Annotated in this window: 28 protein-coding genes and 1 pseudogene; 8 read left to right on the forward strand and 21 right to left on the reverse strand. The window is 61.6% G+C overall.

Annotated elements, in window-relative coordinates:
- Positions 1-161 precede the first annotated feature (161 nt).
- Together G3N97_RS13700 and G3N97_RS13705 are read left to right on the forward strand one after the other, a co-directional pair.
- Positions 162-626: a hypothetical protein gene (locus G3N97_RS13700; protein ID WP_205993696.1), complete on the forward strand. Its 465-nt coding sequence runs from the start codon at positions 162-164 to the stop codon at positions 624-626.
- The gene (locus tag G3N97_RS13705; protein WP_205993697.1) at positions 623-1,477 is read left to right on the forward strand and encodes a DUF2145 domain-containing protein; all 855 of its coding nucleotides are present in this window, start codon (positions 623-625) and stop codon (positions 1,475-1,477) included. Before G3N97_RS13700 ends, G3N97_RS13705 begins: the two co-directional genes overlap by 4 nt.
- Before the next feature lie 73 nt (positions 1,478-1,550).
- Here G3N97_RS13705 and G3N97_RS13710 read toward each other — a convergent pair whose 3' ends face one another.
- The 9 genes from G3N97_RS13710 to G3N97_RS13750 all read right to left on the reverse strand — a co-directional run bounded on the left by G3N97_RS13710 (position 1,551) and on the right by G3N97_RS13750 (position 10,306).
- The gene (locus G3N97_RS13710) at positions 1,551-2,711 is read right to left on the reverse strand and encodes a porin (protein WP_205993698.1); all 1,161 of its coding nucleotides are present in this window, start codon (positions 2,709-2,711) and stop codon (positions 1,551-1,553) included.
- Positions 2,712-2,868: 157 nt separating this feature from the next.
- Entirely contained in the window at positions 2,869-3,576 is a 708-nt protein-coding gene (locus G3N97_RS13715; RefSeq protein ID WP_205993699.1) for a GntR family transcriptional regulator, read from the reverse strand.
- A gap of 12 nt (positions 3,577-3,588) precedes the next feature.
- Complete coding sequence (locus tag G3N97_RS13720; RefSeq protein WP_205993700.1) at positions 3,589-4,686, reverse strand: ABC transporter ATP-binding protein; 1,098 nt, start codon at positions 4,684-4,686, stop codon at positions 3,589-3,591.
- A gap of 31 nt (positions 4,687-4,717) precedes the next feature.
- Positions 4,718-5,512, reverse strand: coding sequence for an ABC transporter permease (locus G3N97_RS13725; RefSeq protein WP_065060824.1), 795 nt, complete (start codon positions 5,510-5,512; stop codon positions 4,718-4,720).
- Position 5,513: 1 nt separating this feature from the next.
- Positions 5,514-6,395, reverse strand: coding sequence for an ABC transporter permease (locus G3N97_RS13730; protein ID WP_205993701.1), 882 nt, complete (start codon positions 6,393-6,395; stop codon positions 5,514-5,516).
- Between the two features lie 62 nt (positions 6,396-6,457).
- A complete protein-coding gene (locus tag G3N97_RS13735; RefSeq protein ID WP_231957600.1) occupies positions 6,458-7,468 on the reverse strand; it encodes an ABC transporter substrate-binding protein in 1,011 nt (336 codons plus the stop codon).
- Between the two features lie 203 nt (positions 7,469-7,671).
- On the reverse strand, positions 7,672-8,628 hold the full coding sequence (locus G3N97_RS13740) for a flavin reductase family protein (RefSeq protein ID WP_205993702.1): 957 nt from the start codon (positions 8,626-8,628) through the stop codon (positions 7,672-7,674).
- 439 nt (positions 8,629-9,067) lie between these two features.
- The gene (locus G3N97_RS13745) at positions 9,068-9,751 is read right to left on the reverse strand and encodes a GntR family transcriptional regulator (RefSeq protein ID WP_065060826.1); all 684 of its coding nucleotides are present in this window, start codon (positions 9,749-9,751) and stop codon (positions 9,068-9,070) included.
- 321 nt (positions 9,752-10,072) lie between these two features.
- Complete coding sequence (locus G3N97_RS13750; RefSeq protein ID WP_205993703.1) at positions 10,073-10,306, reverse strand: hypothetical protein; 234 nt, start codon at positions 10,304-10,306, stop codon at positions 10,073-10,075.
- Positions 10,307-10,331: 25 nt separating this feature from the next.
- Between G3N97_RS13750 and G3N97_RS40165 the strand changes: the two genes are divergently transcribed.
- On the forward strand, positions 10,332-10,832 hold the full coding sequence (locus G3N97_RS40165) for a helix-turn-helix domain-containing protein (RefSeq protein WP_205993704.1): 501 nt from the start codon (positions 10,332-10,334) through the stop codon (positions 10,830-10,832).
- Between the two features lie 80 nt (positions 10,833-10,912).
- Here G3N97_RS40165 and G3N97_RS13760 read toward each other — a convergent pair whose 3' ends face one another.
- The 5 genes from G3N97_RS13760 to G3N97_RS13780 form a co-directional block, all read right to left on the reverse strand.
- Positions 10,913-11,560, reverse strand: coding sequence for a glycoside hydrolase family 19 protein (locus G3N97_RS13760; protein WP_205993705.1), 648 nt, complete (start codon positions 11,558-11,560; stop codon positions 10,913-10,915).
- Between the two features lie 83 nt (positions 11,561-11,643).
- Complete coding sequence (locus G3N97_RS13765) at positions 11,644-12,276, reverse strand: DUF2589 domain-containing protein (RefSeq protein ID WP_205993706.1); 633 nt, start codon at positions 12,274-12,276, stop codon at positions 11,644-11,646.
- A gap of 158 nt (positions 12,277-12,434) precedes the next feature.
- On the reverse strand, positions 12,435-12,923 hold the full coding sequence (locus G3N97_RS13770) for a hypothetical protein (RefSeq protein WP_205993707.1): 489 nt from the start codon (positions 12,921-12,923) through the stop codon (positions 12,435-12,437).
- Entirely contained in the window at positions 12,920-13,192 is a 273-nt protein-coding gene (locus tag G3N97_RS13775) for a hypothetical protein (protein ID WP_205993708.1), read from the reverse strand. The genes G3N97_RS13770 and G3N97_RS13775 overlap by 4 nt, the downstream gene beginning before the upstream one ends.
- Entirely contained in the window at positions 13,189-13,764 is a 576-nt protein-coding gene (locus G3N97_RS13780) for a DUF2589 domain-containing protein (RefSeq protein WP_205993709.1), read from the reverse strand. Before G3N97_RS13780 ends, G3N97_RS13775 begins: the two co-directional genes overlap by 4 nt.
- Positions 13,765-13,988: 224 nt before the next feature.
- Between G3N97_RS13780 and G3N97_RS13785 the strand changes: the two genes are divergently transcribed.
- The 4 genes from G3N97_RS13785 to G3N97_RS13800 all read left to right on the forward strand — a co-directional run bounded on the left by G3N97_RS13785 (position 13,989) and on the right by G3N97_RS13800 (position 18,373).
- A complete protein-coding gene (locus G3N97_RS13785) occupies positions 13,989-15,236 on the forward strand; it encodes a TAXI family TRAP transporter solute-binding subunit (protein ID WP_205993710.1) in 1,248 nt (415 codons plus the stop codon).
- A 107-nt stretch (positions 15,237-15,343) separates the two neighbouring features.
- Positions 15,344-16,138: a class I SAM-dependent methyltransferase gene (locus G3N97_RS13790; protein WP_205993711.1), complete on the forward strand. Its 795-nt coding sequence runs from the start codon at positions 15,344-15,346 to the stop codon at positions 16,136-16,138.
- A gap of 71 nt (positions 16,139-16,209) precedes the next feature.
- Positions 16,210-17,769 (forward strand): transporter substrate-binding domain-containing protein, encoded by a 1,560-nt coding sequence (locus tag G3N97_RS13795; protein ID WP_205993712.1) that lies wholly within the window; start codon positions 16,210-16,212, stop codon positions 17,767-17,769.
- Entirely contained in the window at positions 17,756-18,373 is a 618-nt protein-coding gene (locus G3N97_RS13800; protein WP_205993713.1) for a polar amino acid ABC transporter permease, read from the forward strand. Before G3N97_RS13795 ends, G3N97_RS13800 begins: the two co-directional genes overlap by 14 nt.
- Before the next feature lie 45 nt (positions 18,374-18,418).
- Here G3N97_RS13800 and G3N97_RS13805 read toward each other — a convergent pair whose 3' ends face one another.
- Entirely contained in the window at positions 18,419-19,708 is a 1,290-nt protein-coding gene (locus tag G3N97_RS13805) for an NAD(P)/FAD-dependent oxidoreductase (protein WP_205993714.1), read from the reverse strand.
- Positions 19,709-19,831: 123 nt separating this feature from the next.
- Between G3N97_RS13805 and G3N97_RS13810 the strand changes: the two genes are divergently transcribed.
- A complete protein-coding gene (locus G3N97_RS13810) occupies positions 19,832-20,593 on the forward strand; it encodes a class I SAM-dependent methyltransferase (RefSeq protein WP_205993715.1) in 762 nt (253 codons plus the stop codon).
- Positions 20,594-20,668: 75 nt separating this feature from the next.
- Here G3N97_RS13810 and G3N97_RS13815 read toward each other — a convergent pair whose 3' ends face one another.
- The 6 genes and pseudogenes from G3N97_RS13815 to G3N97_RS13840 all read right to left on the reverse strand — a co-directional run.
- Positions 20,669-21,109: an excinuclease ABC subunit A gene (locus G3N97_RS13815; protein ID WP_205993716.1), complete on the reverse strand. Its 441-nt coding sequence runs from the start codon at positions 21,107-21,109 to the stop codon at positions 20,669-20,671.
- 19 nt (positions 21,110-21,128) lie between these two features.
- Complete coding sequence (locus G3N97_RS13820; RefSeq protein WP_205993717.1) at positions 21,129-21,587, reverse strand: signal peptidase; 459 nt, start codon at positions 21,585-21,587, stop codon at positions 21,129-21,131.
- A 57-nt stretch (positions 21,588-21,644) separates the two neighbouring features.
- Complete coding sequence (locus G3N97_RS13825; RefSeq protein WP_205993718.1) at positions 21,645-22,889, reverse strand: beta-ketoacyl synthase N-terminal-like domain-containing protein; 1,245 nt, start codon at positions 22,887-22,889, stop codon at positions 21,645-21,647.
- Positions 22,890-22,891: 2 nt separating this feature from the next.
- On the reverse strand, positions 22,892-24,118 hold the full coding sequence (locus tag G3N97_RS13830) for a beta-ketoacyl-ACP synthase (RefSeq protein ID WP_205993719.1): 1,227 nt from the start codon (positions 24,116-24,118) through the stop codon (positions 22,892-22,894).
- Positions 24,118-24,867, reverse strand: coding sequence for a 3-ketoacyl-ACP reductase FabG2 (locus G3N97_RS13835; protein WP_205993720.1), 750 nt, complete (start codon positions 24,865-24,867; stop codon positions 24,118-24,120). The genes G3N97_RS13830 and G3N97_RS13835 overlap by 1 nt, the downstream gene beginning before the upstream one ends.
- Positions 24,864-25,075 (reverse strand): annotated as a pseudogene (locus G3N97_RS13840) (hypothetical protein); the annotation flags it as partial. The pseudogene G3N97_RS13840 and the gene G3N97_RS13835, both read right to left, overlap by 4 nt.

Here is a 25,075-nt window from a genome sequence, read left to right on the forward strand (position 1 = left end):
TCATGGTTCATAAATCGCACTGTCCTGCTCGTGTCACGATCTTGTCGCGCAACAAGGTCCTGCTCATTTCGCGTTGCCACCCGGACGTCGATACCGCACGATCCGCCGGCTCGCAGTGTTCACATGTTCAAACACTTCGAATCACACAACCGGGAGGAGCCTTGAATTTCAAGAAGACATTTATTATTGCCTCGATGACCAGTCTCATTGCGACGGGGTCCGTCCCCGCGTTTTCGAAAAACGCATCGGAAATGAGTGGCGCCGGTGCGCTTTCGATAGCGGCCTCTCCGCTGATTTCCATCACGGGCCACCCATTTGAAGGCTCAGTAACAGGTGCAACGGGTTCGGGGCTCATTGTCTCCAGTATTGTCGAAGGCACGACCGACACGCTCACAGTCGTATTCGCAGCCGTCGCAGATGGCAGCAAAGCTACGGTGGCGGTGTCTGCCGATGCGGCCAGGAAAGCGGGCTTGTCGGTGGGAGCCACCGTGAAGGTCGTCTCGGAAGCTACCGGTTATGCGCTGATTGCTTCCGGGCAACTGCTGGCCTTCATTCCCAACGAAGCGGGCAAGGCGTTACTGCACCATTCCCGTGTGGACGCCGAATCCGGGCTGGTATCCGAATGAAACGCATTGTGAAACGCGGCGTGTTGCCCTTTGCAGCCGCCTTGCTGCTTGCCAACCCTGCCTGGGCCGGACAAGGCTGCAGTGATAAACCGCTCGAACCCGGCACCGTGCGCACCGCATTGCAAACCGCGGCGCAATTGCAACAGCAACTCGATCAGCGAGCCCCCAAGGTGGCGCTCATTGCCCGTGTAGGTCAGGATTTGTCGCAATATGGCCTGCGCTACTCCCATATGGCCTTTGTCGCACGAGGGGCTGCTGGCGAACCGTGGCGGATCAGCCATCTGCTCAACGATTGCGGGCAAGCGACATCAGCACTCTGGCGCGAGGGTTTGGGCAATTTCTTTCTCGACGACATGTTTTCGTTCGATTCGCTGCTGATCGTTCCCGACGCAAAAATTCAGGATCGTTTGGCAAAGCTTCTGCGCAATCCAGCGGCGCTGGAGCAAATGCATTCGAGCAGCTACAGCATCGTCGCGTATCCGTTTTCCACGCTGCACCAGAATTCCAACCAATGGGTACTGGAAATCCTGAGCGAAGCGTTGAGTGGCCAGCAGTTCGTAAGGCGCGCCGATGCCCAGGACTGGCTAAAGCGTGCAGCGTACCAACCCGATACCTTGAAGATCAGCACGCTCAAGCGTCTCGGCGGCCGCATGTTCAAAGCAAATGTTGCATTCGATGACCACCCGACCGATCAACGCGTGACGGGCAATATCCAGACCATAACGGTGGACTCGATGGTTCGTTTTTTAAAAGTCGCCGCGCCACAAACGCAAGTATTTGCGATATCTGCGCCGCAAATGACTGAGTTGTCGGAGCAAAACGCCACCGCGAGCGCAACGGCATCGGAATAAACGCTGCACATCGAATTACCGCGCTGAAAAAGCCGGCTCGTTGATAAAACGAGCCGGCTTTTTTTATTGCCGATCAGAACTGGTGATACATGCCGATACGCACCATCGTCTGATGATTGTTCGACGATGCCGACGCCACCGAACCGTCGAAGATATCGGCATTCGATGCAGCGCCCGCCGCCTTCTGCCAGACGCCCATCGCGTAGACCGACGTGCGCTTCGACAAGGCATACGCCGTCGTCAGCCCAACCTGATGGTAAATCGGAATCGCCTGGTTGTAGCCGATGTTGCCGTGCGTGTAGACATATTGCGCGCCCACGTACCATGCGGACGTGAGGTTGTAGCGGCCCCACGCTTCATAGTTCGTGAAGATGACCGTGCCCTGCGTGCCGTTCGCCTCGTTGAACTTGGTGTTCGTGTAGTCGAGACCGAGCGTGGCCGAGCCGAGCGCGTAATTGATAGCCGCGCCGAAGATCTGTTCGTTGGCCGGGTTGCCCACGTAGCTGAACGGACCGCTCGCGCCGATTTCCGCGCCCGTCGTGTTGCTCACGTAATTGCCGTCCGTGAGCAGCGCGGCAGGCTGCTTCGCAAACAGATACGCGCCCGCAATCGTGAAGCCGCCAAACGCATAGTTTGCGCCGATGCTCCACAAACCCGTCGTGCCGCGTTCCGCCGCATTGGTATTGGTAAAGGAATAGAGGCCGCCAAAAGTCAGACCGCCAATCTTCGGGCTCGCGTATTTAATCGCGTTATCGACGCGGAAGGAATTGTCGGTATTGTCGATATCGCCGGCGTGCACGAGCGGGCCGCCCAGTTGGCCCGGCGCGGTGAGCGGCTGGAGATAATCCACCACCGAATCGTATTGCCGCCCGAGCGTGACGGTACCGAAGCGCGTGTCCGACAGCCCCACATACGCCTGGCGTCCAAACAGGCGGCCGCCTTGGCGCATCTGGCCATTCTCCGTGCTGAAACCCGATTCGAGCCTGAACAGCGCGCTCAAACCGCCGCCGAGATCCTCGGTGCCTTTCAAACCCCAGCGGCTGCCATACGCGCCGTCGTACGTGCCATCGCGCATGCGCCACAGCGAATGGCCGCCGCTATTGCTCACATAATCGATCCCTTCGTCGATCACGCCATAGAGCGTCACCGACGATTGAGCATGCGCATTTGCCGCGACCAATGCGCTAGCGCCCACGATGCACGCGACGGATAATCTGCTACCCCGATTTTTCATACCTTATTCACTCCTCGTTGAATGCGCGCGTACCCCGCCGCGAAACGGATGCACGCGCGGTTGTTGTGATACGTAATGGATGATCTATTTGCAGTACAAATTAATCAGACGACACGCGACGCGACTCCGTAATCAGGAATCGCGCCGGTTCGAACGATCAACTGGCGCGCTTCAGCAAGACTTGCTCTTGTCCGCCCACCAGCAGTTTTTCAGCGATTTCAGCGACACGACGCACATGGGCGATGGCCGCGCCGCGCGCCGCTTCGATATCGGCCGTGCGGATCGCCGCGAGAATCTGATGCATTTCCTGCACCGCCTGATCGCCGCGATCGTCGGATGCAATCGTGAGCGCGCGCAGCCGGTTGATTCTCGCCGTGAGCGATTGGACGATTTCCCACGCCACGAGCTTGTGTCCGCCGACGAACATGCGCTCGTAGAACGCCGTCGTGAGCGCGCGCACCGCGCGATGATCCTGCGCGTGAAAGGCTTGCTGAATCTCGGCGACGCGCGCAGAGAGTTCCGCAACGGTCGCGGCGTCGGCATAGTGCGCGCAGGCCGCGGCCGCCTCGCTTTCGAGCAGGCCGCGAATCTCGTAGATTTCGGCCGCTGTCGAGAGATCGAGCACGGCAACGATCGGCCCCTGGTTAGGCAGGATATCGACAAGACCTTCCGTTTCCAGATGGCGCAGCACTTCACGCACGACGGTGCGGCTCACGCCGAGTTCCTCGCACAGCGCACGCTCGACCAGCCGGTCGCCCGGCAGGAAACGCGCGTCGAAAATGGCACTGCGCATTTTCTCGAGCGCGAGTTCCCGCAGCGTGACGGTCCGGCGCTCGACCTTCAGGGACGCTGACGTGTCTTGCATCGCGACTCCCGATTAAGCCTGCGCGAACAATCGCACGTCGCGCGTGTCCCAATCGATCCACGCATGCGTGCCGATGACGATGCCGCTGTCGCGATGATCGCACGCCGGCATACGCACCGACATGTCCTGCTCCCACGGCGTGGTCACCGCGTAGTGCATCGCATCGCCGAGATAGGTGATGTCACGCACCGTGACGGGCAGCCCCGCCGCCTGCGCGGTCTGATGTGCGGCTTCGGTGGCGCGAATGCGAATCTGCTCGGGGCGCACCATCAGCGTGCCGTCACCGCCCACGGGCAGCGCGATATCGCTGGCCGCCGCGACGGCGTGGCCACTCGGAAACACCGCGCTCGCCTGTTCCGCCGCGCGGCCCGTAATACGCACAGGCAGGAAATTCGAATTGCCGATGAAATTCGCCACGAAACGCGAAGCGGGATTCGCATACAGCTCCTCGCCGGTTCCGCATTGTTCGATGCAGCCTTTATTGAAGACGGCAATGCGATCGGAAAGCCGCAATGCCTCTTCCTGATCGTGCGTCACGTAGAGAATCGTCACGCCGGTTTCCTGATGGATGCGGCGCAATTCGAGTTGAATCTCTTCGCGCAATTTTTTATCGAGCGCGGAAAGCGGTTCGTCCATCAGCAGAACCGGCGGGTCGTAAGCGAGCGCGCGCGCAATGGCCACGCGTTGCTGCTGACCGCCCGAGAGTTGCGCGGGCATACGATCGCGAAACTCCGAAAGATGCACGAGCGCCAGCATCTGTTCGACTTTCTTTTTGATTTCCGCTTCAGGACGGCGGCGAACGCGCAGCGGAAACGCCACGTTTTGACCGACCGTCAAATGCGGAAACAGCGTATAGCGCTGAAACACCATGCCGATATTGCGTTTATTCGGCGCGACCGACAGCAACGGTTTTCCGTCGAGCAGCACGCGGCCTTCGGTCGGCTCCTGAAAGCCCGCGACAATATAAAGCGTCGTGCTCTTGCCCGAGCCCGACGGCCCGAGGAAAGTCATGAACTCGCCCTTGCGCACATCGAGCGAAACCTGATCGATGGCGACAACGTCGTCGTAGGTCTTGCGCAGGCGCTGGATTTGCAGGAATGCGGAAGTCATGGCGGGTTACCTCTGTAATCGCGAGATCGGTTTAGCGCGCGCGGCGCAATACGGCGCCGGCCAGCATCAAAAGCGTCGTGAGTCCGACGAGTAGCGAAGACGCTGCCGCCACGACGGGCGTCAGGTCCTGGCGCAGCGTCGCCCAGATACGCACGGGCAGCGTCTGCAAGGTCGGGCTCGACATGAAAATGGACACCACCACTTCGTCCCACGATGCGAGGAACGCGAAGATCGCCGCCGCGAAAAGACCGAGCCGGATGGCGGGCAAAGTCACGCGCAGTTTCACTTCGAGCGGCGACGCACCGCAAATGAGCGCGGCATCTTCGAGCGCGGTGTCGAAACTCGACAGCGAATTGCTGATCGAGATAATCGAAAACGGCAGCGCGATAATCACGTGACCAATTACGAATCCGGTCATCGTGCCGTTCAGGCCAATACGCAGAAAAAACGCGTAGAGCGCGACGGCCAGCACCACCACGGGCAGCACCATCGGCGTGAGAAAGAACGCTTTGACAGCACTGCGTCCGCGAAATTTTCCGCGCACCAATGCAAGCGAGGCGAGAAAGCCAATCAGGACGGAAAGCACGGTGACAATCACCGCGAGCTTCGCGCTCGTCAGCAGCGAATCGAGCCAGCCCGGATCGGTGAACAACTGGCGATACCACTCCAGCGTCCAGCCCGGCGGCGGAAAAATCAGCCACTGCGAATCGCCGAACGACAACGCGACGATAAACACGATCGGCAATAACAGAAACAGAGCGACGGCAGCGCCGATCGCGAGCAACGCCCAGCGCAGCGCGCCCAGACGGTCAAAATCGAGCAACATGTCAGAGCCCTCCGTTGGCGCGCGCGCCGCCCGTGAATCGCAATTGCAGCGCGTAGAGCGAGAGCGTGACAGCGAGCAGCACGAAAGCCGCGGCGCCGGCGAGTCCCCAGTTCAACAGTTCCTGCACCAGTTGCGCGACGAGTTCGGCGAGCATCATGTATTGCGCGCCGCCGAGCAGCGCCGGCGTGACGAAATAGCCGAGTGCCATGACGAACACCATCAGCGCGCCCGAGGCGATGCCGGGCATCGCCAGCGGCACGAGAATGCGCCAGAACGCCTGCCAGCGACTCGCGCCGCACACGGCCGCCGCGCGCAAGGTGGACGGATCGATGCTGCGCAGCGTGGCATGCAGCGGCATCACGAGAAACGGCAACATAATGTAGGTCATGCCGATCGTCACGCCGACGAGATTATTCACGAGCGCCAGCGGCTCGCTGATGAGTCCGGTCGCCATCAGCAGGCGATTGATCGGCCCCGTCGCCTGCAGCAGCACCATCCACGCAAACGTGCGGGCGAGCAGATTGGTCCACATTGAAAGCAGCAGAATCGAAAACAACAGCGAGCTCAGTTTGCGCGGTGCAATGGCGAGCAGCCATGCAGTCGGAAAACCAATCGCCACCGTTACCACCGTGACGACCGTCGCAACGAGAAAGGTATTGCCGAATACGCGCAAATACGTGGACGAGCCGAGCAGTTGCTCGTAATTATGCAAACCCGGCGTGGGTTCCAGCACGCTGCGCAACAGCAGCGAAAGCACGGGCAGCATGAAAAAGATCACGAGGAGCACGATCCCCGGAATCAGAAGGCGGATGTTGCGCCAGTCGCGGCGCGCGCGCGGCGTCCGCGCCGGCGGATGGGCGACGGTACTCAAAGCGTTCGGCATGATGTCTCCTGCGGTCTCCTGCAGCCATTCAATCGCGATACGGCGCGATCAGGCGCGTGTCGTTATTTCGATTGCCAGGCGTACCAGCGCTTCGCAATCGCGTCGCGATTGTCGGCCCAATACTTCATGTCGAGATCGATCTGCGATGTCTTGTACTGGTCCGGCAAGGTCTTTGCGACCGCCGCCGGCATCATCGCCGCCGACTTCACGTTGATCGGCGCATAGCCCGTGTCCTGCGCGAATTTCGCCTGCGCCTGCGGGCTCGTTGCCACGGCGAGAAACTTCATCGCTTCGGCCTTGTGCTTCGCGCCCTTGGGAATCACGAGCATGTCAGCGGCCGTCAGGTTCTGATTCCACGACACGCCCACTGGCACGCCCGTCTGTTCGAGCGCATGCAAACGTCCATTCCAGAACATGCCGATGGGCGCTTCGCCCGACGCCAGCAACTGCTGCGATTGCGCGCCGCCGCTCCACCAGACGATGCTGCTCTTGATGGTGTCGAGTTTCTTGAATGCGCGATCGAGATCGAGCGGATAAAGCTTGTTGGGCGGCACGCCGTCGGCGAGCAAGGCGATTTCCAGCACGCCCGGCGCAGACCATTTATAGAACGTGCGCTTGCCTGGGAATTTCTTCGTGTCGAACAGATCGGCCCAGGTTTGCGGTTGCGCGCCCTTGAAATTCGATTTGTTGTAGCCGAGCACGAACGAATAATAGAAGCTGCCGACCGCGCTGCCGCTCGAAAAACGCGGATCGAGATCGGCCTTTTTCACGACGTTGTAGTCGATCGGCTCAATCAGACCGGCTTTTTGCGCGGCGTAGGCGAAGTCGCCTTCCACGTCCACGACGTCCCAGTTCACGTTGCCGCTGTCGACCATCGCCTTGAGCTTGCCGTAGTCGGTCGGACCGTCCATCAGCACATTGACGCTGCTGGACTGCGTAAAAGGCTGCGCCCAGTCCTTCTGCTGCGAAGACTGGGTGGTGCCACCCCAACTCGTGAAGACGACCGGGTCCGCAGCGAGCGCGGGCGTAGCGGTGAAAGCGGCCGCGCACAGTGCGATCAGCGGCGTCATCATAAGGGTGCGTGTGCTGTTCATATCCATGTCCTTGGGAATCGGTGGTGCTCAATCGTGTAACGGTCGGGCCGGCGTCGAACGTCGCGCGGGCTTCATTTTTTACTTCTTTGCTTTAATTCGTGATCCTGATTGTCGTACTGAATTTCGATCCGATCTTCGGTCGCTTTTCAGTCGTGTTTTAGTCGCGCCACTGCCGCATACGATCAGTGAGCCGCGGCGAGCGCCTGTACCGTGCCGGCCTCGTTATCGCCGACATAGATGCCGAAAGCGTCCTCGCTGCGTTCGCGCACATAGCGCTGCAACATCGAGCGCACGGCTTCGTCGCGTAGTTCGCCCCACGGAATCTGCGAGAGCGGAACGATATGAATCGCGTTATCCATCATCGCCGCCGCGCTGCTGTTCACGCGGCCACGGTAATACACCTGTACGCTCGACGACGGCCCCTGTCCCGATTCGAACACGGCAAACAGAAAGTCGAGATGCGCCGCGAGGCCGAGTTTCGCGAGCACGCCGCGCAGGCTTGCTGCGTCGCTTGCGGGTTCGAGTTTGACGCCCGTGGGCAACTGGAATCCGTCCGGCGTTTCAAGCAGGATCAGACCATCGCGATGTTCGAGAATCGCGCCGACCTGGGCGCGCGCGCCCGTTGCGGCCAGCGCTTCCTGCGAGAGACTGAAATTGACGTAGGCGCCACGGCAATAACCGAGCGGCGACGCATTCGTGTGCACGAAATCCACGACACGCCCAATGAGAATGATGTGATCGCCCGCATCGACGACTTCATGCGTACGGCAATCGAAGGTCGCGGCCGCGCCGTCCATGACCGGCGCGCCGGTTGCGCGGGCGCACCAGGCCACCTGATCGAATTTGACGGCCGATTTCGATGCGAATACGCCGGACACACCCTTCTGGCTTTCGGCAAGCACGCTGACTGCGAAGTGATCGGTGGCGGAGAACACGGCGTGACTCGACGCCGTTTTCGCAATGCACACGAGAATCAGCGGCGGATCGAGCGACACCGACGTGAATGAATTGGCCGTGAAGCCGCGCGGCGAACCGTCCGGCTGAATCGTGGTGACGACCGTTACGCCGGTGACGAATGCGCCCAGCGCGCGACGAAACTCGGCAACATCGAAAATCGGTTCGATATTCGGCTCAGACATGATGCTCTCCACGATTCCAGATATTCGCTAAACGGCTTTTATGGCGGTGCGGAAAAAATCGTTCATTCGCATTGAACCGGATGACGAATCCATTCCTGATCCTTGCGACTGAAAAGCCTCGCTGCGATGCATTGCGTAACGCACTGGCTCCGCTGCTGTCGCTCGCCCTCCCGTCGATACGGAAGATTATGGTATGCCATACTATCGACTACCATGCGGGCTAAATATTATGGAATACCATAGGTAGGCGAAGCACGAGGCTGGCACGAATGCCGCCAATCCGCAGTTGGGGAAAGGTGCGACGAATGGGGACGCGCCAACGCAGGGCAAGAAGCCGAAGACGCGCCAGAAAGCGCTCTGGCCGCCGCTGCGGACGTGCAAAGACAGGCCGCCGGGCAGTCAGCCGGCAGCCAGAGGAACGTGGAGCGTTAGCGGAAAATCAGGCTTCGGGAGCTTCCCCGCGCGCGGCCAGAGCGGCCAGCGCGAGTTCGGCAGTGCGCTTGATGTGCGCGATCGAGGCCGCGAACGCCGCATCGCCATCGCGCCGCTCGATCGCATCGAGCATCTTGTTCATCTCGCGATTCGACTCGCCGCTGCGCCCAGGCGTCGCGATCGTCAGCGCACGCAGCCGGTTGATGCGCGCGTTGAGCGTCTTGACCACCGCGAGCGACACCGTCTTGTTCGCGCCTTCGAACAGCGCCTCGTAGAAGCGCTCCGTGTGCGCGAGCACGGTCGGCAGATCGCCGGACTTGAACGCCGCCTCGATCTCCTTGCGAATCTCGCGCAACGATTTAACGAGTTCGGGCGTGGATTGCTCGGCGCAGGCGCGCGCCGCGTTTGCCTCGAGCAGACCGCGCAACTCGTAAATCTCGCTGACCTGAGCGGGATTGAGCTGCGCGACGACCGGCCCCTGACGCGCGATCACTTCCACGAGCCCTTCCGTTTCGAGGTGCCGCAGGACCTCGCGCACGATGGTGCGGCTCACGCCCAGTTCATCGCACAGCGTGCGTTCGACAAGGCGCGCGCCCGGCTTGAAATAGCCTTGCACAATGGCGTCGCGCAGCTTATCCAGCGTCAGTTCCCGAAGGGTTTTGGTTTCGCGGACGATTTTTAGATCTGACATAGGGCGCGTAAGGTGAACGGAAAGAAATAGCCGAACGACGACCATTCGCCGGCGTGGAATGCCATATTATCCCTCATACGGAAAGAGCGCCAGTTTTGTAAGCTATTTTCAATATTCCGGGGTCCGGCGAGTGTCCGGCTGCAAAACCGCTTTGCGGTGAATTTTGAAGGTTGGGGTTTGGTGCGCTTGACAGTTAGTTGCAACATCGCGAAGGCATAAGGAAACTGGCAAAGCGTTCATTTCCACTTCCGTCTCTCTCGTCTTCGTCCCGATCTTTGTTGGCACAACCATGTCGCCGCAAAGATCGAGCAAACACTTCCCTTACAGTTTCCCGCAAACGCAACGCAAAAACGCGTGCGTCACGTTCGATTTAAATCCAGAAAATTCAATAACAATGCCGATTGAATTCAAATCGAAGATGAATGACAAAACCGACAGCAAATCGCGTCTGTCACGCATATTTCGGCTGTCCCGCATGTCATGAATGGTCATACTTAACCGCCCCTGCTCCTCCACCATAAAGCGATATAACAACATTGCTGGAGCCAAGACCATGGGGCTACTTCTTCTGGAAGTCGACGTGCAGAACGAGCAGGAAATTAGCAATTTATTTAGCAATGCTGGTTATCAAATCACATGGCGTCAGTTATCCGATATGCATCGAATACCACTTGATCCATGCGATAAAAATGCGAAGTCCGTCACGATATTCCCGATACATCAAGACCTGCTCGATTCAACCCCGCTCGCTTCGACGTCGGGTTGCGCAATGCAACCGTGGCGCCTCTCTCTGCATCAACATCTGCTGGTCGCGCCGAATAAAAAACACACGCGCCTTACGACGCTCGAATTCGCGCTAATCAAACTGTTCGCGCTCGTGGAAAAAGGCGAAGTGGTATCGCGACGACGCATCATCGACGAATTCGGCGAGCACTATTTGAGTTACGACCAGAATCGTCTCGATACGCTCGTCATGCGGCTTCGCAAGAAAACGATGCAGCATCTCGACACGCCATTGCCGCTGAATACCGTGCGCGTGCGCGGTTTCAGTTTCGACGACGCGCTGATTCTCGATCACTAATCTCCGTACTTTCCCGATTCCCTTCGCAGCGGAACGGTGTGTGAAATACCCCGCTCCGCTGCCTGCCGCACAACACGAAATCAATCGACGCCAAGCACGCTCTGCGCCTTGCGCCACAACGCGACGCGTGCTTCGTGGCCCACCGTGCCGCCATTGATGCGCTTCGTGATCTGCAGGAAGGCCTGATCGCGTTCGTCCGCCTGCGCATCCGCGAGGTCGTTGAGCTTCGCTTCGCTCCAGAACCACGCTGCGGAACGCGCCGCGCCCTCGGGCGTTTCGAGCTGCTCCGGGCTGCCCAGCAAATCCGCATCGAGGCCCGCCGCGCAGCGCGCGTAGTTTGAGCGGCCCGTCAGTTGAATCAAGCCGCGACCTCGATAATTCCAGCCATCGCCGCTGCTTTCGTCGCCGTTGCCGAGACGCCCCGAATACACCTTGTTCGCCAGTTTCTCCGGATTGCCCGCGCACGATTCGGCGATTTCGTCGGACGGGAAACGGGACGGCCAGACCTGCCGCAAACGCGGCGCGGAATAATGCAGATTCTCCGTGAGAGTGCGGCAGTGATTGGACTCGTGCAGAACCTGCGCGAGAAACGCCGCAAGACGCGCGGGCGTATCGATCTGCCATTCGTCGGTCGCGCGGCTCAGCGGTTCCAGCCAGCGCGCGGCGCGCTCGTCCACCGCGTCGCCGGCGAACAATTGCGTCAGATGCTCCTGCGTGAGGATGCTCATGGTGTCGTGCTCCAGATAGGCGCGACCGGGCGCGGCGAAACAGTGCGCGCGGCCGCGAAATTCAGAAGATGGCGCGCGCGAAATCAGTCGGTCTTGGCGCCGTTCGTGACTGCCGCCTGACTGCCGGTACGCGGCTGGATCGCGCTTTGCAGAATGTCCATGACGCGCGACAGCCCTTCAGGCATGCCCGAATCCTCGGCCAGCACCTGCACGTGATACTTCGCCGAGTTGTCCGAGCTGCGCGTGTTTTCCTTGTGCGTCGCCACCGAGCCTTCGAGGTGCACCTTCGCGCTGATCGGCCCCCAGCCGAACTTGATGTCCGCCGCCATCTTCGCCGACGCATCGGTCGATTCCTTCGACATGAACGACGACTTCACTTCCATATCGAACGTGATGTCCACCTTCGTGATCGCCAGCGCGGGAATCTTCACGATGGCGAGCAGCGGCACATCCAGCGTGACCTGCTCCTCGATGGACTTCGTGACGTCGCTCGGATCCTGCGTCGGACGCGTGAACGCAAAATGCGCGAGACGCGTCGCGCCGACGCCGTTCTTGTCGCCATCGGTGGGCGGCAGAAAGCCGACGTACTTGATGAAGTCGGCGGTTGCGTTGGCCAGCTTGACCTGCGCGTCGCAAGCCGCGGTCAGCGGGCTGCCGATCAGGTCGCTCATCGGCAATCCCTTGAACTGCGATGCCATATCGATCAACTCAGACATAACGGACTCCTGATTAAACTAGATGGATGGATTTCGGCGGAGACGGGATCGTTTGCCTCTGCCGCCGCGCCAGTAGCGCCAGACCATGTTAGGTGGGGAGCGCCCGCGCAGCATGACGGTTTCTGTTGCGAACCGGCGAGAGAGAATGACGCTTGAAGTTACGCCTGAACGTGGTCGCCGTTTAAACCCAGCGCGAGGAGATCTTCAGCCGACAGCACGAACACGCATGCGAGCCCGCTCGTGGGCAGGCGTTCTTTCGATGCGGACATCAAACGCATCGAGACATGCGAAGGGCTAACGCTGATCTGCAATTCACGGCAATCGATTTGTCTGCCGATACGCCGCCACCAGGCAGGCGCGCGCAATTGCAATACGTCGAGCCGCCGGCCATCGATCACGCGCGTGCCCAGGCAACATGCCACGCTGAACGACAATTCGCGCAGGCCAACGACCACGCTGCCATATAACGCATCGCGCGAAATGCAGCGCAGCGCCGCCGCGTCTTCGCCGTCGAGCCGATAGACGAGCGCGCTGTCATAGTCATTGGCCAGCTCGGCAGATTGCGATTCGATTCGTGTATTCGTCGCCGCGACCATATCGGCGAGCGCGCCGGTTAACTGGCCGAACCTGAAGACACGCGTCTTCATTTTTCGTCCAGAAATAGCGGCTTGCGCGCAAATCCAAGGTGATAGACCGCATATTGCAGCACCACCTGATGTTCGCCGATGTTATACAGCCCGAAGCTCTTTTCGACGTTGAGAATATAGCCGCGCGGCGTGCTGCTCAGGCAGCGGTTGACGAGCGCCATCGCCTCTTCCACCTCGGCTTCGGTGCGCAGATTCTTGGGATCGTCATTGCCTACGACAATGCGCTTGATAAAGCGCATTTCGGTTAGATGAAAGCGCTCGGCACTCACCTCGCCTCCCGATCGCCCGCGGGCGCGGCCGGCGCTTCGACCGATGCCGGCGCTGCGCCGCCCGTCGCGAAGTCCAGCGGACCCTGGCATTTGATGACGTCGTCGAGCAGGCGCGCGAGCCCCTCCGTTTTCTCCGACGCCTGCAATTTCAGCTTGATATGCGCCACGCTGCCGCTGCGGTTCTTCGAAGCGTTGGCCGGACTCACCATCAGCGTCGCTTTCGTTTCCGCCGGCGCAGCGTTGCCGGACTCAGCCAGCATCGCCGCGTTCGCCGTGCGCTCGACTTCCTCGAATGAGCCCAATTCCAGATCGAGATCGATTTCCGCTTCGCCAATTACGAGCGAGCTATGCGGAACCAGCGAAAGCAAAGGCAAACGGTAATGCATCATGTCGTCGGGTTGCGCCGCGCTGTGCGTCGCGGGCAACTTGATATCGATGCTGGTGGGCTCCTTGTCGTCGGTGAAGAAAGACGAGAAGTTCGCAATCTGCGCCTTCTCCACCAGATGTTGCGCATGCATGATCGATCCCGCGATTGCACGCACGATGTCTTCAAGACTCGTTGATCCGGCCATTTTCGCTCCCGGTAATCCGGCCAGACGTGGCCGGGGTCGTCCTTCCGTTCATCACGAAGCTTAGCCACCGTTCTGCGTTTCCGACTGACGCTTTCTGACCGCCTTACACGCGGCGCGCTTGCTCAGAGTTCGTCAGGAATCGCGTGGCATTCCCGCCCTACGATGCCCTGCATGTCGACGTGCCAAGCATGCGGGCAACACATGCGCACTCCGGAATGCATTCGATGATTCGCTACGCTCACCCCAAATATCGCGTTCGCTGCGCGCTCGCCGTCTTGCTGCTCGGTGCCGTGATCTATGCGACGGTGCATGTTTTGCCCGAACGCCATCTACGCATTGCGGCAGGCCCGGTCGGCGGCAGTTTCTACGACACGGCGCTGCAATATCGACGCATTGTCGAATCGCGCGGGTATCGCGTCGATATCGTGCCGTTTCAGAACACCGACGAGATCTATCAAAAGATCGCCGATCCGCGCGAGCATCTGGATCTCGGCTTCGTCTCGGAAGACCTGAGTAAAGCCTCGGACGCCAGTCTGGTTTCACTCGGCGACATTCAATTGCAGCCGATCTTTTTCTTTCTCAATCGTCGTGCTGCAGCTGGTCGCGAGATTCGCTCTTTCTCCGATCTCAAAGGGATGTCGATCGTTTTACCGCCTCAGCGCAGCCTGACGAGCCGCACGATGACCGCTATTTTTTCGCTGTGCGGGATTAACGCGGCGAATACGCATATCGACTTTCTACCGCTCAACGAAGCCGCCGCGAAACTGAAGCGCGGCCAATACGACGCCGGCCTCTTCATACTCGGCGCAGACAATCCGATGGTCACGGCGCTCGCCGACGATCCGGACATCGAACTCGTTCAACCGGTCGAACAGGATGCGATCGCAAAGAAAGTCGGCTATCTGAAGGTAGTGACGTTGCCCGCCGGCGTGCTCGACCTCGCGCGCCACGTGCCGGATCAAGACGTGTCGATGCTGGCCGCCACGATCTCCGTGGTCGCGCGCGACGAGATGCCTGCCGCCACGCAATATGCGCTATTAGAAGCCATGCAGGAAGTTCATCGCGGCGGCAGTTACGTCAATCGCAGCGGTGAGTTTCCGCGCTATGCGGGCGATGCGGGCGTCAGCGCCGAAACCGTGGCGGGGTTTTATCGCAATGGCACGCCCTGGGTCTACGCGCACTTCCCCAGCGGACTCGCGAGTGTGGTCGACGCCTATCTCGCGCCGTTGCTCGCGCTCTCCTTTCTTTTTAGCGCGCTGCGCATCGTGACCGAATTCGAGCGGCTCAAGAAGTTCGCGCTGCTCGGCGTGGCGCGCGTGGTGGTCTGGCGCCTGCATCGACAACGCGATACAGGCAGGCAAGCCGACGGCAAAACGCTCGCGCTCGCGCGGCTGCTCGAAACCAGCATGTCCCCCGACGAAGATCACACGCGACGATGGATTCGCGCATTGCGCGACGCGATGCGTCACTAAGCGTCACTACGCGTCACCGAGCGGCGTTTCCCCTTATTTCGATGTGTGCATCTTTCGACCTTCCGGCCCGGGTCGCGATCAATGGGCCTATTGCCAGGAGCATGACCGTGAATCGCGGCATTACCCAGGAAATGCGTGAGACCTACGACAAATATTATCGAAGCCACGGTTATCGCGAGCGATATCCCGTGCCGAATGTCGCCACGCTCGATTATCTATTGCAGCACGGTGCAAAACAGGCCGTGCACATTCTCGACTTCGGTTGCGGCGACGGCCGCTATGCACGCGCGCTGCTCGACCATACGCAGGCGCACGTGACGGGCTACGACATCTCGCTGCCGTCGCTTTGCGATCTGGAACGCAGCCTGAACGGCAGTCCGCATGGGGACCGCGTCACGCTCGTGGGCGGTGCGATCGACAATCTCCATGCAAGCGCATACGATCTCGTGCTCATGCTGTTCGGTGTGCTCTCGCATCTCGGCGATCGCGCCACGCGCATCGAAACGCTCGTCAAACTGCGCGCATGCATGCGGCCAGGCGCACGCCTCATTCTCTCGGTTCCTTCGATTTATCGCCGACGTCCACTCGATCTGTATCTCCATGCGCGCGCACGATCGCTCGGCATCGCCTCACCGCCCATGCATGAAGCCGGCAATATCCGTTTCGTGCGTTACGTCCACGGCGAGCGGCTCAGTTTCTTTTATCACCTGTACACGCTCGCGCGACTCGAAGAAGAATTACGCGCAGCCGGATTTATTCTGCGCCATTGCGAAGCCGAAAGTCTATTTCCCGAATGGTGGTTGATGCGCTCGCCACCATTGCAGCGGCTCGACCGCGCGCTCGCAAAAGCGATTCCGCCCGCGCTCGGTTACGGCATTCGCGCCTACGCCGAACTCCTATGATGCGCCAACGGTGGGTCGCTACCGGCTTGCATCGATACTTGCGTCGCTGCCTGCCCGCGCTACTCGGCGCCATGCTCATCGTCGCCAGTCACGCAGCGCACGCGATCGATCCGCTCGATGCGATACGCCGGCGCGGCGTGCTGGTCGTCGGCGTAAAAACCGATTACCCGCCATTCGGCATGTTGACGCCCACCGCGCAGCAAGAAGGTTTCGAGCACGATCTCGCCGACGATCTCGCGCAGCGCATGGGCGTGCGTCTGCGCACCCTCGGCGTCGATACGACAAACCGTTTGCAGGTGCTCGCCGACGGCCGCGCCGACGTCACCATCGCCACCCTGGGCGACACGGCCGAACGACGCGAGATCGCCACGCTTATCGAGCCCGACTACTATTCCTCGGGCGTCTCGCTCATGACGCGGCCCGACAGCCGCATCAAACACTGGTCAGATCTGCGTGGACAAACACTGTGCGCCACGCAAGGCAGCTATTTCAATCGCACGATGGTCGAACGATATCTGCTGCAATTGCAAACCTATCCCACCGGACGCGATGCAAAACTCGCTGTGCGCGACCGCCGTTGCGCGGGCTGGCTATTCGACAACACCGCCATCGAAGGCGATCTGCTCAGCAGCGAATGGCGCGGCTATCGCATCGGTCCGCCACCCGAACTGGTGACACCGTGGGCGATCGCCATCGCGCGCGACGCGCATGACAGCGCGCTCGATCGGTTTATCGGCGATACGGTTGCGCAATGGCATCGCGACGGCACGTTGATCGCGCTCGAACGCAAATGGGGACTGCCGCCTTCGTCTTTTCTCGCACAAATGCATACGCTCTGGACAGCGAGAAAATCGAATGGCCATTATCTTTGCGAGCGGCTAAGCGACGGTCGATGGCCCGTCGCGTGCCGCAATCCGATCTTCGTCACCTCGACCGATGTCACCGGCCTGCAGCGCTGGGGCATGTGGCTCAACGAAAAGACCGGGCTGAATCTCACCTATCTCTACGACGATTACGAGCGCCGCGCTTTCGCGCGCGGCATTGCGCTGACGCTGCTGCTCACCGTCAGTTGCATAGTCGGCAGCCTCGCCTCGGCGCTCGCGATGTTCGTGCTCGCGCAGCGCGGCGGCACATTTTTGCGTGCGGCGATTCGCGGCATCGCCACGCTCGCGCGCATGACGCCGCCGCTGCTGCAAATCTATGTGGTGTTCTTCGGCGTGGGCAGTTTCGCGGCGGCGCGCTGGGGACTGCATTTCGGCGGCTTCTGGGTCGTGGCCGGCGTGTTGTGTCTTTATACGGGCGCCGCAATGATGCACGTATTCGACGAAGCGTGGACGCGCGTTCAATCGTCATCGTCGAGTGTCGTAGCCGATGCGTCGGCGCTGCGGCGCTTGATGGCCGAATCGTCGGTGGCGATCACAGCGGCGCTCGTCAACGTGACGAAATCGACCATGGTCGCAAGCACGGTTGCCGTACCCGAATTACTTTCGGTTTCCACGTCGATCATCGCCGAGCATGGCAATGTCGGCACGATGATGAATACGCTGATGGTGTTTTTCGTGCTGGAAACTTTTTGCGTATTGCGCGTCCTGCAATGGATACAGCGGAGGGCCGGCGATGTCCGCTGCTGACACGCTCCGCACGCTGTTCGTCTGGACGCCGTGGCTATTAGGCGGCTTCATGTGGAATATCGTCATTTCGCTCACGGCGCAGACGATCGGAACCGGCGTGGGTTATGGACTGGCACGTTGCAGAATCTCCCCGCATGCCACATTGAATCGCGCGGCAACGCTTACGACGGCGCTGATGCGCAATACGCCGACTTTCGTTTTCCAGTTTTATCTCGTGTTCATGCTGCCCGGCACATTGACGATGCCACTCGCTTCCGCGCCGCTGGCGTTTCCGTCATGGTTGAAAGCAGCGCTCGCGCTATCGCTCGCAGTGGCGGGCTTCACATCCGATAACGTCACGGATGCGTTGACGCGCCATAACGGCAAAAAGCGCGAGGCGTTGACGCGCTCTCTACCGGTCTGGGGCGCTTATTTCGTGATTATCGTGATGGCGTCGTCGTCGGCATCGGTGATCGGCGTTTCGGAACTCGTGAGCCGCTGCAATACCGTGATCAACGCGAGCGGCGCTACCGACATGATGCTGTGGGTGTATCTGTATGCGATGGGCTGGTTTTTTATGTTTTGCTACTGCGCGACGGCGCTAATACGCTTTGTGTCCCGCTAAAACCGCAAGCGGGAAGCGGTCACCGTCACGCCTCCCGCCATCACATCACATCCGCAAACACGCCTCATGCAGCGTATTGAGCCGGCGCACCGGTTCCGCCACATACGGATTGCTCTCGTCCCACGCATAACCCGCCAGCACCGAGCTGATCATGCGACGAATCAGCGGCGTTTGACGCGGATAATAAATAATGTCCTGCAATTCGCCCGTATACCAACGCTCGACGAAAGCACGGAACGTGTCGATGCCCTTGCGCAGCGGCACATCGTATTCAGCGTGCCAATCCACAGTCTCGCCGTTCAGCACGCGATCCACCACTTTCGCGGCCATATGCGCGGAACGCAGCGCAATCGTCACGCCCGAAGAAAACACGGGATCGAGAAACTCGCCCGCGTTACCGAGCAGCGCATAACCCGCGCCGTGCAAACGCTCGACATTCGCCGAATACCCGCCGATCTGGCGCACCGGCATGAGGAATGGCGCGTCGCCAATCAAGCGATTGAGCGTCGGTTCCTCGCGAATCAGCGTACGCAGACGCGCTTCGCGCTCGGCTTCCGGCAGATCGAAGAACGCGGCCTCGGCCACGCAACCCACCGACGAGCGCCCGCCTGCCAGCGGAATCATCCAGAACCACACATCGCGATGCACCGGATGCGTCGCCACGCAAATCTTGTTGCGATCGAAATCGTCGAGCGCGAGGCCATCGCGCACGTGGCTGAAAATCGCCGCGCGCGTCGGCAAACCGGTCGGCGCTTCGAGATTCAGCAAACGCGGCAGCACGCGGCCAAAACCGCTCGCGTCGAGCACATAACGCGCGTGCACTTCATAGCGCGTTTCGCTTTCATCGATAACTTCGAGCACCGGCGCATCGCCCGGATGCATCGCCAGCACGGTGTGACCGAATCGCACTTCCGCGCCCTGTTTTGCCGCGCACTGAATCAACAGTTCGTCGAACTTCGCGCGCTCCACCTGAAACGTCGTGCCCCAACCCGGCGAATGCTTGTCGCGGAAGTCGTACGCCGTCGCCTGATCGCGCCACACGAACTGCGCACCGTTCTTGTACTGGAAGCCGGCTTCCACCACGGCCTGCAACATACCCGCTTCTTCGAGGTATTCCATGCTTTGCGGCAGCAAGCTTTCGCCGATCGAAAAGCGCGGAAAATGCTGACGTTCGAGCACCAGCACCGAGTGCCCGCGCTTGCGCAGCAGTGCCGCCGCCACCGCACCGGAAGGACCGGCGCCGATGATCGCCACGTCGACGTGCTCGCTGCGACGCGCACCTTCCGATTGACTGTTCACTGCCGCTTCACGGCTTTGTTCACGGCTCTGTTCCATACGTCCCTTCCTGTGCCTGATTTGCGCGATGCGGATTCATTGACGAGTTCATCGCCTCGCACACCACGCTTGCTATTACAATGCCCGTTCTTGTTCACGACCGAATATGCATCGGGGAAAAATATGTCGGTTTCCGAATCAAATGTTGTGCCGTTCGTGCCGGAAACGGCCTTCGGCATCTGGTTTCTCCGCACCCACACGTGGGAGCATCATGTCCTGCGCGTGGCGATCAACGACCTCAAGCGCCTGATCGATCAACCGCTGCCGCAAGCGCCCACGATCGTCGACGTCGGCTGTGGCCAGGGCAAGTCGTTCCGTTTGCTTGCCGAGGCGTTTCGCCCGCGCCGCATCGTCGGTATCGACTTTCACGAAGCGTCGCTCGATCTCGCTCAACAAGCGGCACACGCGGTTCAGCAACGAGCGGCGTCGGCATCAGCATCGGCAACGCAGGCACAAATCGAATTCGACGTGCTGCACGGCGACTGCGCGAATCTGCCCTTGCCGTCGGCCAGCGCGGACATCGTGTTCTGTCACCAGACGTTTCATCATCTCGTCGAACAGGAACGCGCGCTCGCGGAATTCCATCGCGTGCTCAAGCCCGGCGGCGTGCTGCTGTTCGCCGAATCCACCGAAGCCTATATTCGCTCGTGGGTCATTCGTCTGCTTTTCCGCCATCCGATGCAGGTGCAAAAGAGCGCCGACGGTTACCTTGCCATGATACGCCACGCAGGTTTCCGCTTCGCCGAGCACAATGTCTCGCTCCCTTATTTGTGGTGGAGCCGCGCGGCGGACTTCGGCCTGTTCGAGCGCCTTGGCCTGCACCATCCGAAGCCCGGCAAGCGTCGCGAAACGCTCGTCAACGTGGCGGCGGTGAAAGCGCAATAATCCAGTCGATTCAGGGCGGCGCGCGCATTATCACGCGCAGTCACGCGCCGCCGCCCGAAAAAAACTGAAAAATAATTACTTCGCGCCCTTCAACGACACCACGTCGCCCACCAGCGCCACGCCCGCGATCATCGTGCCCGCGCCGCACGTGAAGTCCGTCGGGCTCTCGGTCAGGTTGTTGCGGTAATTGCTCTTGATGTTGATGACCGCGTTGCCGCCCTGCTGGCGCGCGCGGTCCTGCAGCTCGCGCACCGCCGAAAGAAACACGTGCTGACACGCTTCTTCATCGCTCTTGTTGAACGCGTTCGTCTTCTTGTTGGTCGCGATCGTGCCCATCGTTTTTTTCACGGCCGGATGCTTCTGGCCCGCGAAAAACAGCGCAATATCGTCGCCCACCTTGCCCGGTTCGCTTTGCAGCGCTTCGGCCACCGAATACGTGTCCACGGTATCGCGCGCCCAGGCGTGCGTCGTCACCAGCGTCGCGCAGAGCGCAGTCGTCATCCACAGCTTGTTCATTGTTGCTCTCCGGGTTGGATCAATGGGCTTGCAGCACCACGAGGTCGCCCTTCACGGCGATAGCCGCCGCGCTCGGGCTCACGCCGCAGGTGTAATCGGTCGACGAATTCGACTCGTTCTCGTGAAAACGCGTCGTCACGTCGATAACGGCGTTCGCGCCCTTCGCGCGCGCGTCGTCGCGCAGCTTGTCGATCGCGCTGGCGAGCGCCTTGTTGCACGAGACGTCGGCGCCATCGGCGGAACGCGCGATGCGCACGGAATGCGATGCTTCGCCCACGCGGCGCGCGACATCCGCGTGCTCTTGTTTGCCGAAATAAACCGCGACTTTCGCGCGCTCCGCCGCTGCCGTACTAAATGCATCAGTCGGCGCCGCGGACAGCACCGGCTGGATCGGCAGCGTCTTCAACTGCGTACCGCAAGCAGCCAGCGCGAGGCTGACGAACGCGGCGGCGGTGAGCGTAAGGCTCGGTGTTCTCATAGGTTTCCTCGTGGTTTTCAGGTGCGCCTGCAAGGTCATGACGCGTTCAAATTGCATTCATGACCGGTCAAGCGCGCGAAACATCAGGCTGGCGCAACTGCCGCCAAACCCGAACGACACCGACATCGCCGATGCGATCCGCGCCTCGCGCGTGACGCGCACGAGCGGCATGCTCGCGGCCAGCGGATCGAGTTCGTCGATCCCCACTGCGCCCGCGAGATGACCATCGCGCATCATCAGCAAGGTGTAGATCGCTTCGTGCGCGCCGCACGCGCCGAGCGGATGACCGCTGAGCGCTTTCGTCGACGAAAACGCGGGCACGTCCGCGCCAAAAACGTCACGCAGCGCGAGCAGTTCTTCGACATCGCCCGAAGGCGTGGAAGGCGCATGCGTGTTGATGTAGTCGGGACGGCACGCGGACTCCGCGAGCGCCGCACGCATCGCGCGCGCGATGCCGCCCGCTTGCGGCGCGACCATCTGCGCGCCATCCGTGCAATGGCCGAAGCCCGTCAGCTCCGCGTGGATGCGCGCGCCGCGCGAAAGCGCGTGTTCGAGCGATTCGAGCACCAGCACGCCCGCGCCCGAGCCGATCACGAAGCCGTCGCGCTGCGTGTCGTACGGCCGCGACGCGCGTTCGGGCGTGTCGTTGAAGCCGCGCGAGAGCGCGCCCATTGCGTCGAACATCAGCGTCATGTTGTCGTGCAGCGCTTCGCTGCCGCCCGCGAGCACGATGTCCTGGCGTCCGGTCTGGATCAGTTGCATCGCCTGGCCGATCGCGAGCGCGGACGTCGTGCACGCCGACGACGGCGAGTACGTCACGCCTTCCATGCCGAACACGTGCGCGAGATTCGCCGACGCCGTGCTGCTCATCGCCTGCGGCACCGTGTAAGGCGGCACGCGATCCACGCCGCGCGCGTTCGCGCACGCCATCGCCGCATCGTAGGCCGACATCGTGCCGACGCCCGAGCCCACCACCGCGCCCACGCGCGGCTGCCGCAGCGCGGCTTCGTCGAGCCCTGCGTCGTCGATGGCGCTGCGCGCCGCATGACACGCGAAGCGCGCCGTGTCGCCCATGAAGCGCTCGGCCTTGCGCGCGAACGGCGTCTCGTCGTCCACCGACGCGACCGCCGCCACCTGACTTCCGAAGCCGCGCTCGCGCCACGCCGCCATGCGCGTGATACCGCCGCGTCCTTCGCGCAGCCGCGCGGACACGCCGTCGAGCGTGTTGCCGAGACACGAGACGATGCCCATGCCCGTCACGACCACGCGCTGCAATCCGTTCGATGCCGACCTTGCGTGCATGCTCACCGGACGCGCTTGAAGATCAACGACGTGTTCACGCCGCCGAACGCGAAGTTATTGCTCATCACGTAATCGGCGTCGATCTCGCGCGGCGCGCCCATGATGTAGTCGAGCGGCGCGCAGGCCGGATCGACTTCGTGCAGATTCAGCGTGGCCGCGTAGCGATTGCGCTTCATCATTTCAATCGTCCACCACGCTTCGATCGCGCCGCACGCGCCGAGCGTATGGCCGATATAGCTCTTGAGCGAGCTGATCGGCATGCGCGCGCCGAACGTCTCCGCGGTGGCGTGGCTTTCGGCGATGTCGCCGCGATCGGTCGAGGTGCCGTGCGCGTTCACGTAGGCAATCGCGTCGGGCGCCAGTTGCGCGTCGGCGAGCGCCTGGCGCATCGCCACCGCCATCGTCGCCGCCGTGGGCTGCGTGATGTGCGCGCCATCCGAGTTGCAGCCGAAGCCCACGACTTCCGCGTGAATGCGCGCGCCGCGCGCCACCGCGTGCTCGTACTCTTCGAGCACGAGCGTGGCCGCGCCTTCGCCGACCACGAGGCCGTCGCGCGCGGCGTCGAACGGACGCGGCGTGGTGTGCGGATCGTCGTTGCGCGTGCTCGTGGCGTAGAGCATGTCGAACACGGCCACGCCCGGTCCCGAGAGTTCCTCGGCGCCGCCCGCGAGCATCAGCGTCTGCTTGCCGTTCGCGATCATTTCGTAGGCGTAGCCGATCGCCTGACTGCCCGATGCGCACGCGCACGATGTCGGCACGATGCGGCCTTTCAGGTCCCAGAAGAGGCTCACGTTGACCGCCGTGGTGTGCGGCATCATCTGCACGTAGCTGTTCGACGTCACGTCGCTCATCGAGCCGGTTTCGAGCATCTTGCCGAACGCGCGCACGGGTTCCACCGAGCCCGCCGACGAACCGTACGCCACGCCCATGCGGCCGTCCTTGATCGACGCATCGTCGAGCAGGCCCGCGTCCGCCAGCGCGTATTCGCTCGCGCGCACCGCGTAGAGCGAGACCGGCCCCATCGAGCGCGTCTTCTTGCGCGGATAGTAGTCGGGCGTCTCGAACGCCGGCAGCGGCGAGGCGAGCCGCGTGTGTAGCGCCTCGATGTAATCCCAGTCGTGCACGCGCCGCACCGCATTCACGCCGCGTTCGAGCGCGGCCTCGACCTGCTCCCAACGGTCGCCGAGCGCGGTCACGCCGCCCATGCCCGTCACCACGACGCGCTTCATCAGACCATCCCTCCGTTCACGCCGATGACCTGGCGCGTGACGTAGGACGCCGCATCCGACATCAGGAAGCCGACCACCGCGGCCACTTCGGCGGGCTGGCCCACGCGGTTCATCGGCACAGCTTTGAGCGCGTGGTCGAGCGGCACCTCGTCGAGCATGCCCGTGTCGACGAGACCGGGCGCGACGCTGTTGACCGTGATGTTGCGCGTGGCCAGCTCGACGGCGAGCGCCTTCGTCGCGCCGATCAGGCCCGCCTTCGCGGCGCTGTAGTTGACCTGGCCGCGATTGCCCGTGACGCCCGACACCGACGCCACCGTGACGATGCGGCCGCCCTTGCGCGCGCGCACCATCGGCATGACGAGCGGATGCACGACGTTGTAGAAGGCGTCGAGGCCGGTTTCCAGCACGATGTCCCAGTCTTCGTCGGTCAGTGCGGGGAAGGCGGCGTCGCGCGTCACGCCCGCGCAGCAGACGATGCCGTAGTACGCGCCGTGCGCGTCCACATCGGCTTCGAGCGCGGCGCGGCAGGCGGCGCGATCGCGCACGTCGAATTGCAGCACGCCGGCCGAACCGCCCTGCGCGGCGATGCCGGCGGTCACCGCCTGCGCTTCTTTCAGGCCCGTGCGGCAATGCACGGTGACGGCGAAGCCGTCGGCGGCCAGTTGATAGGCGATCGCGCGGCCAATGCCGCGGCTCGCGCCGGTCACGAGTACACGCCGGATCGTGGTCGGGCTCGGAGTCTGGCTCATGCTCGGGAGTTTTCCTCGATGAAAGTCTGAAAATCGTGCGGCTGATACACCTTGATCGTGGCCTCGGCGCACAGCACGCCATCCTGTTCGATGGTGCAGCCATAGGCGCCGTGGCCTTCGTCGCTACGCAGCAGTTCGTTCACGCTCACGCGCAGCGGCGCGCCGGCCGCGAACGCGTCGGGCAGACCCGTAGATCGGAAGGGGGTCT

It is taken from the genome of Paraburkholderia sp. Ac-20347, from assembly GCF_017104805.1.
In the GTDB taxonomy this organism is placed as follows: domain Bacteria; phylum Pseudomonadota; class Gammaproteobacteria; order Burkholderiales; family Burkholderiaceae; genus Paraburkholderia; species Paraburkholderia tropica.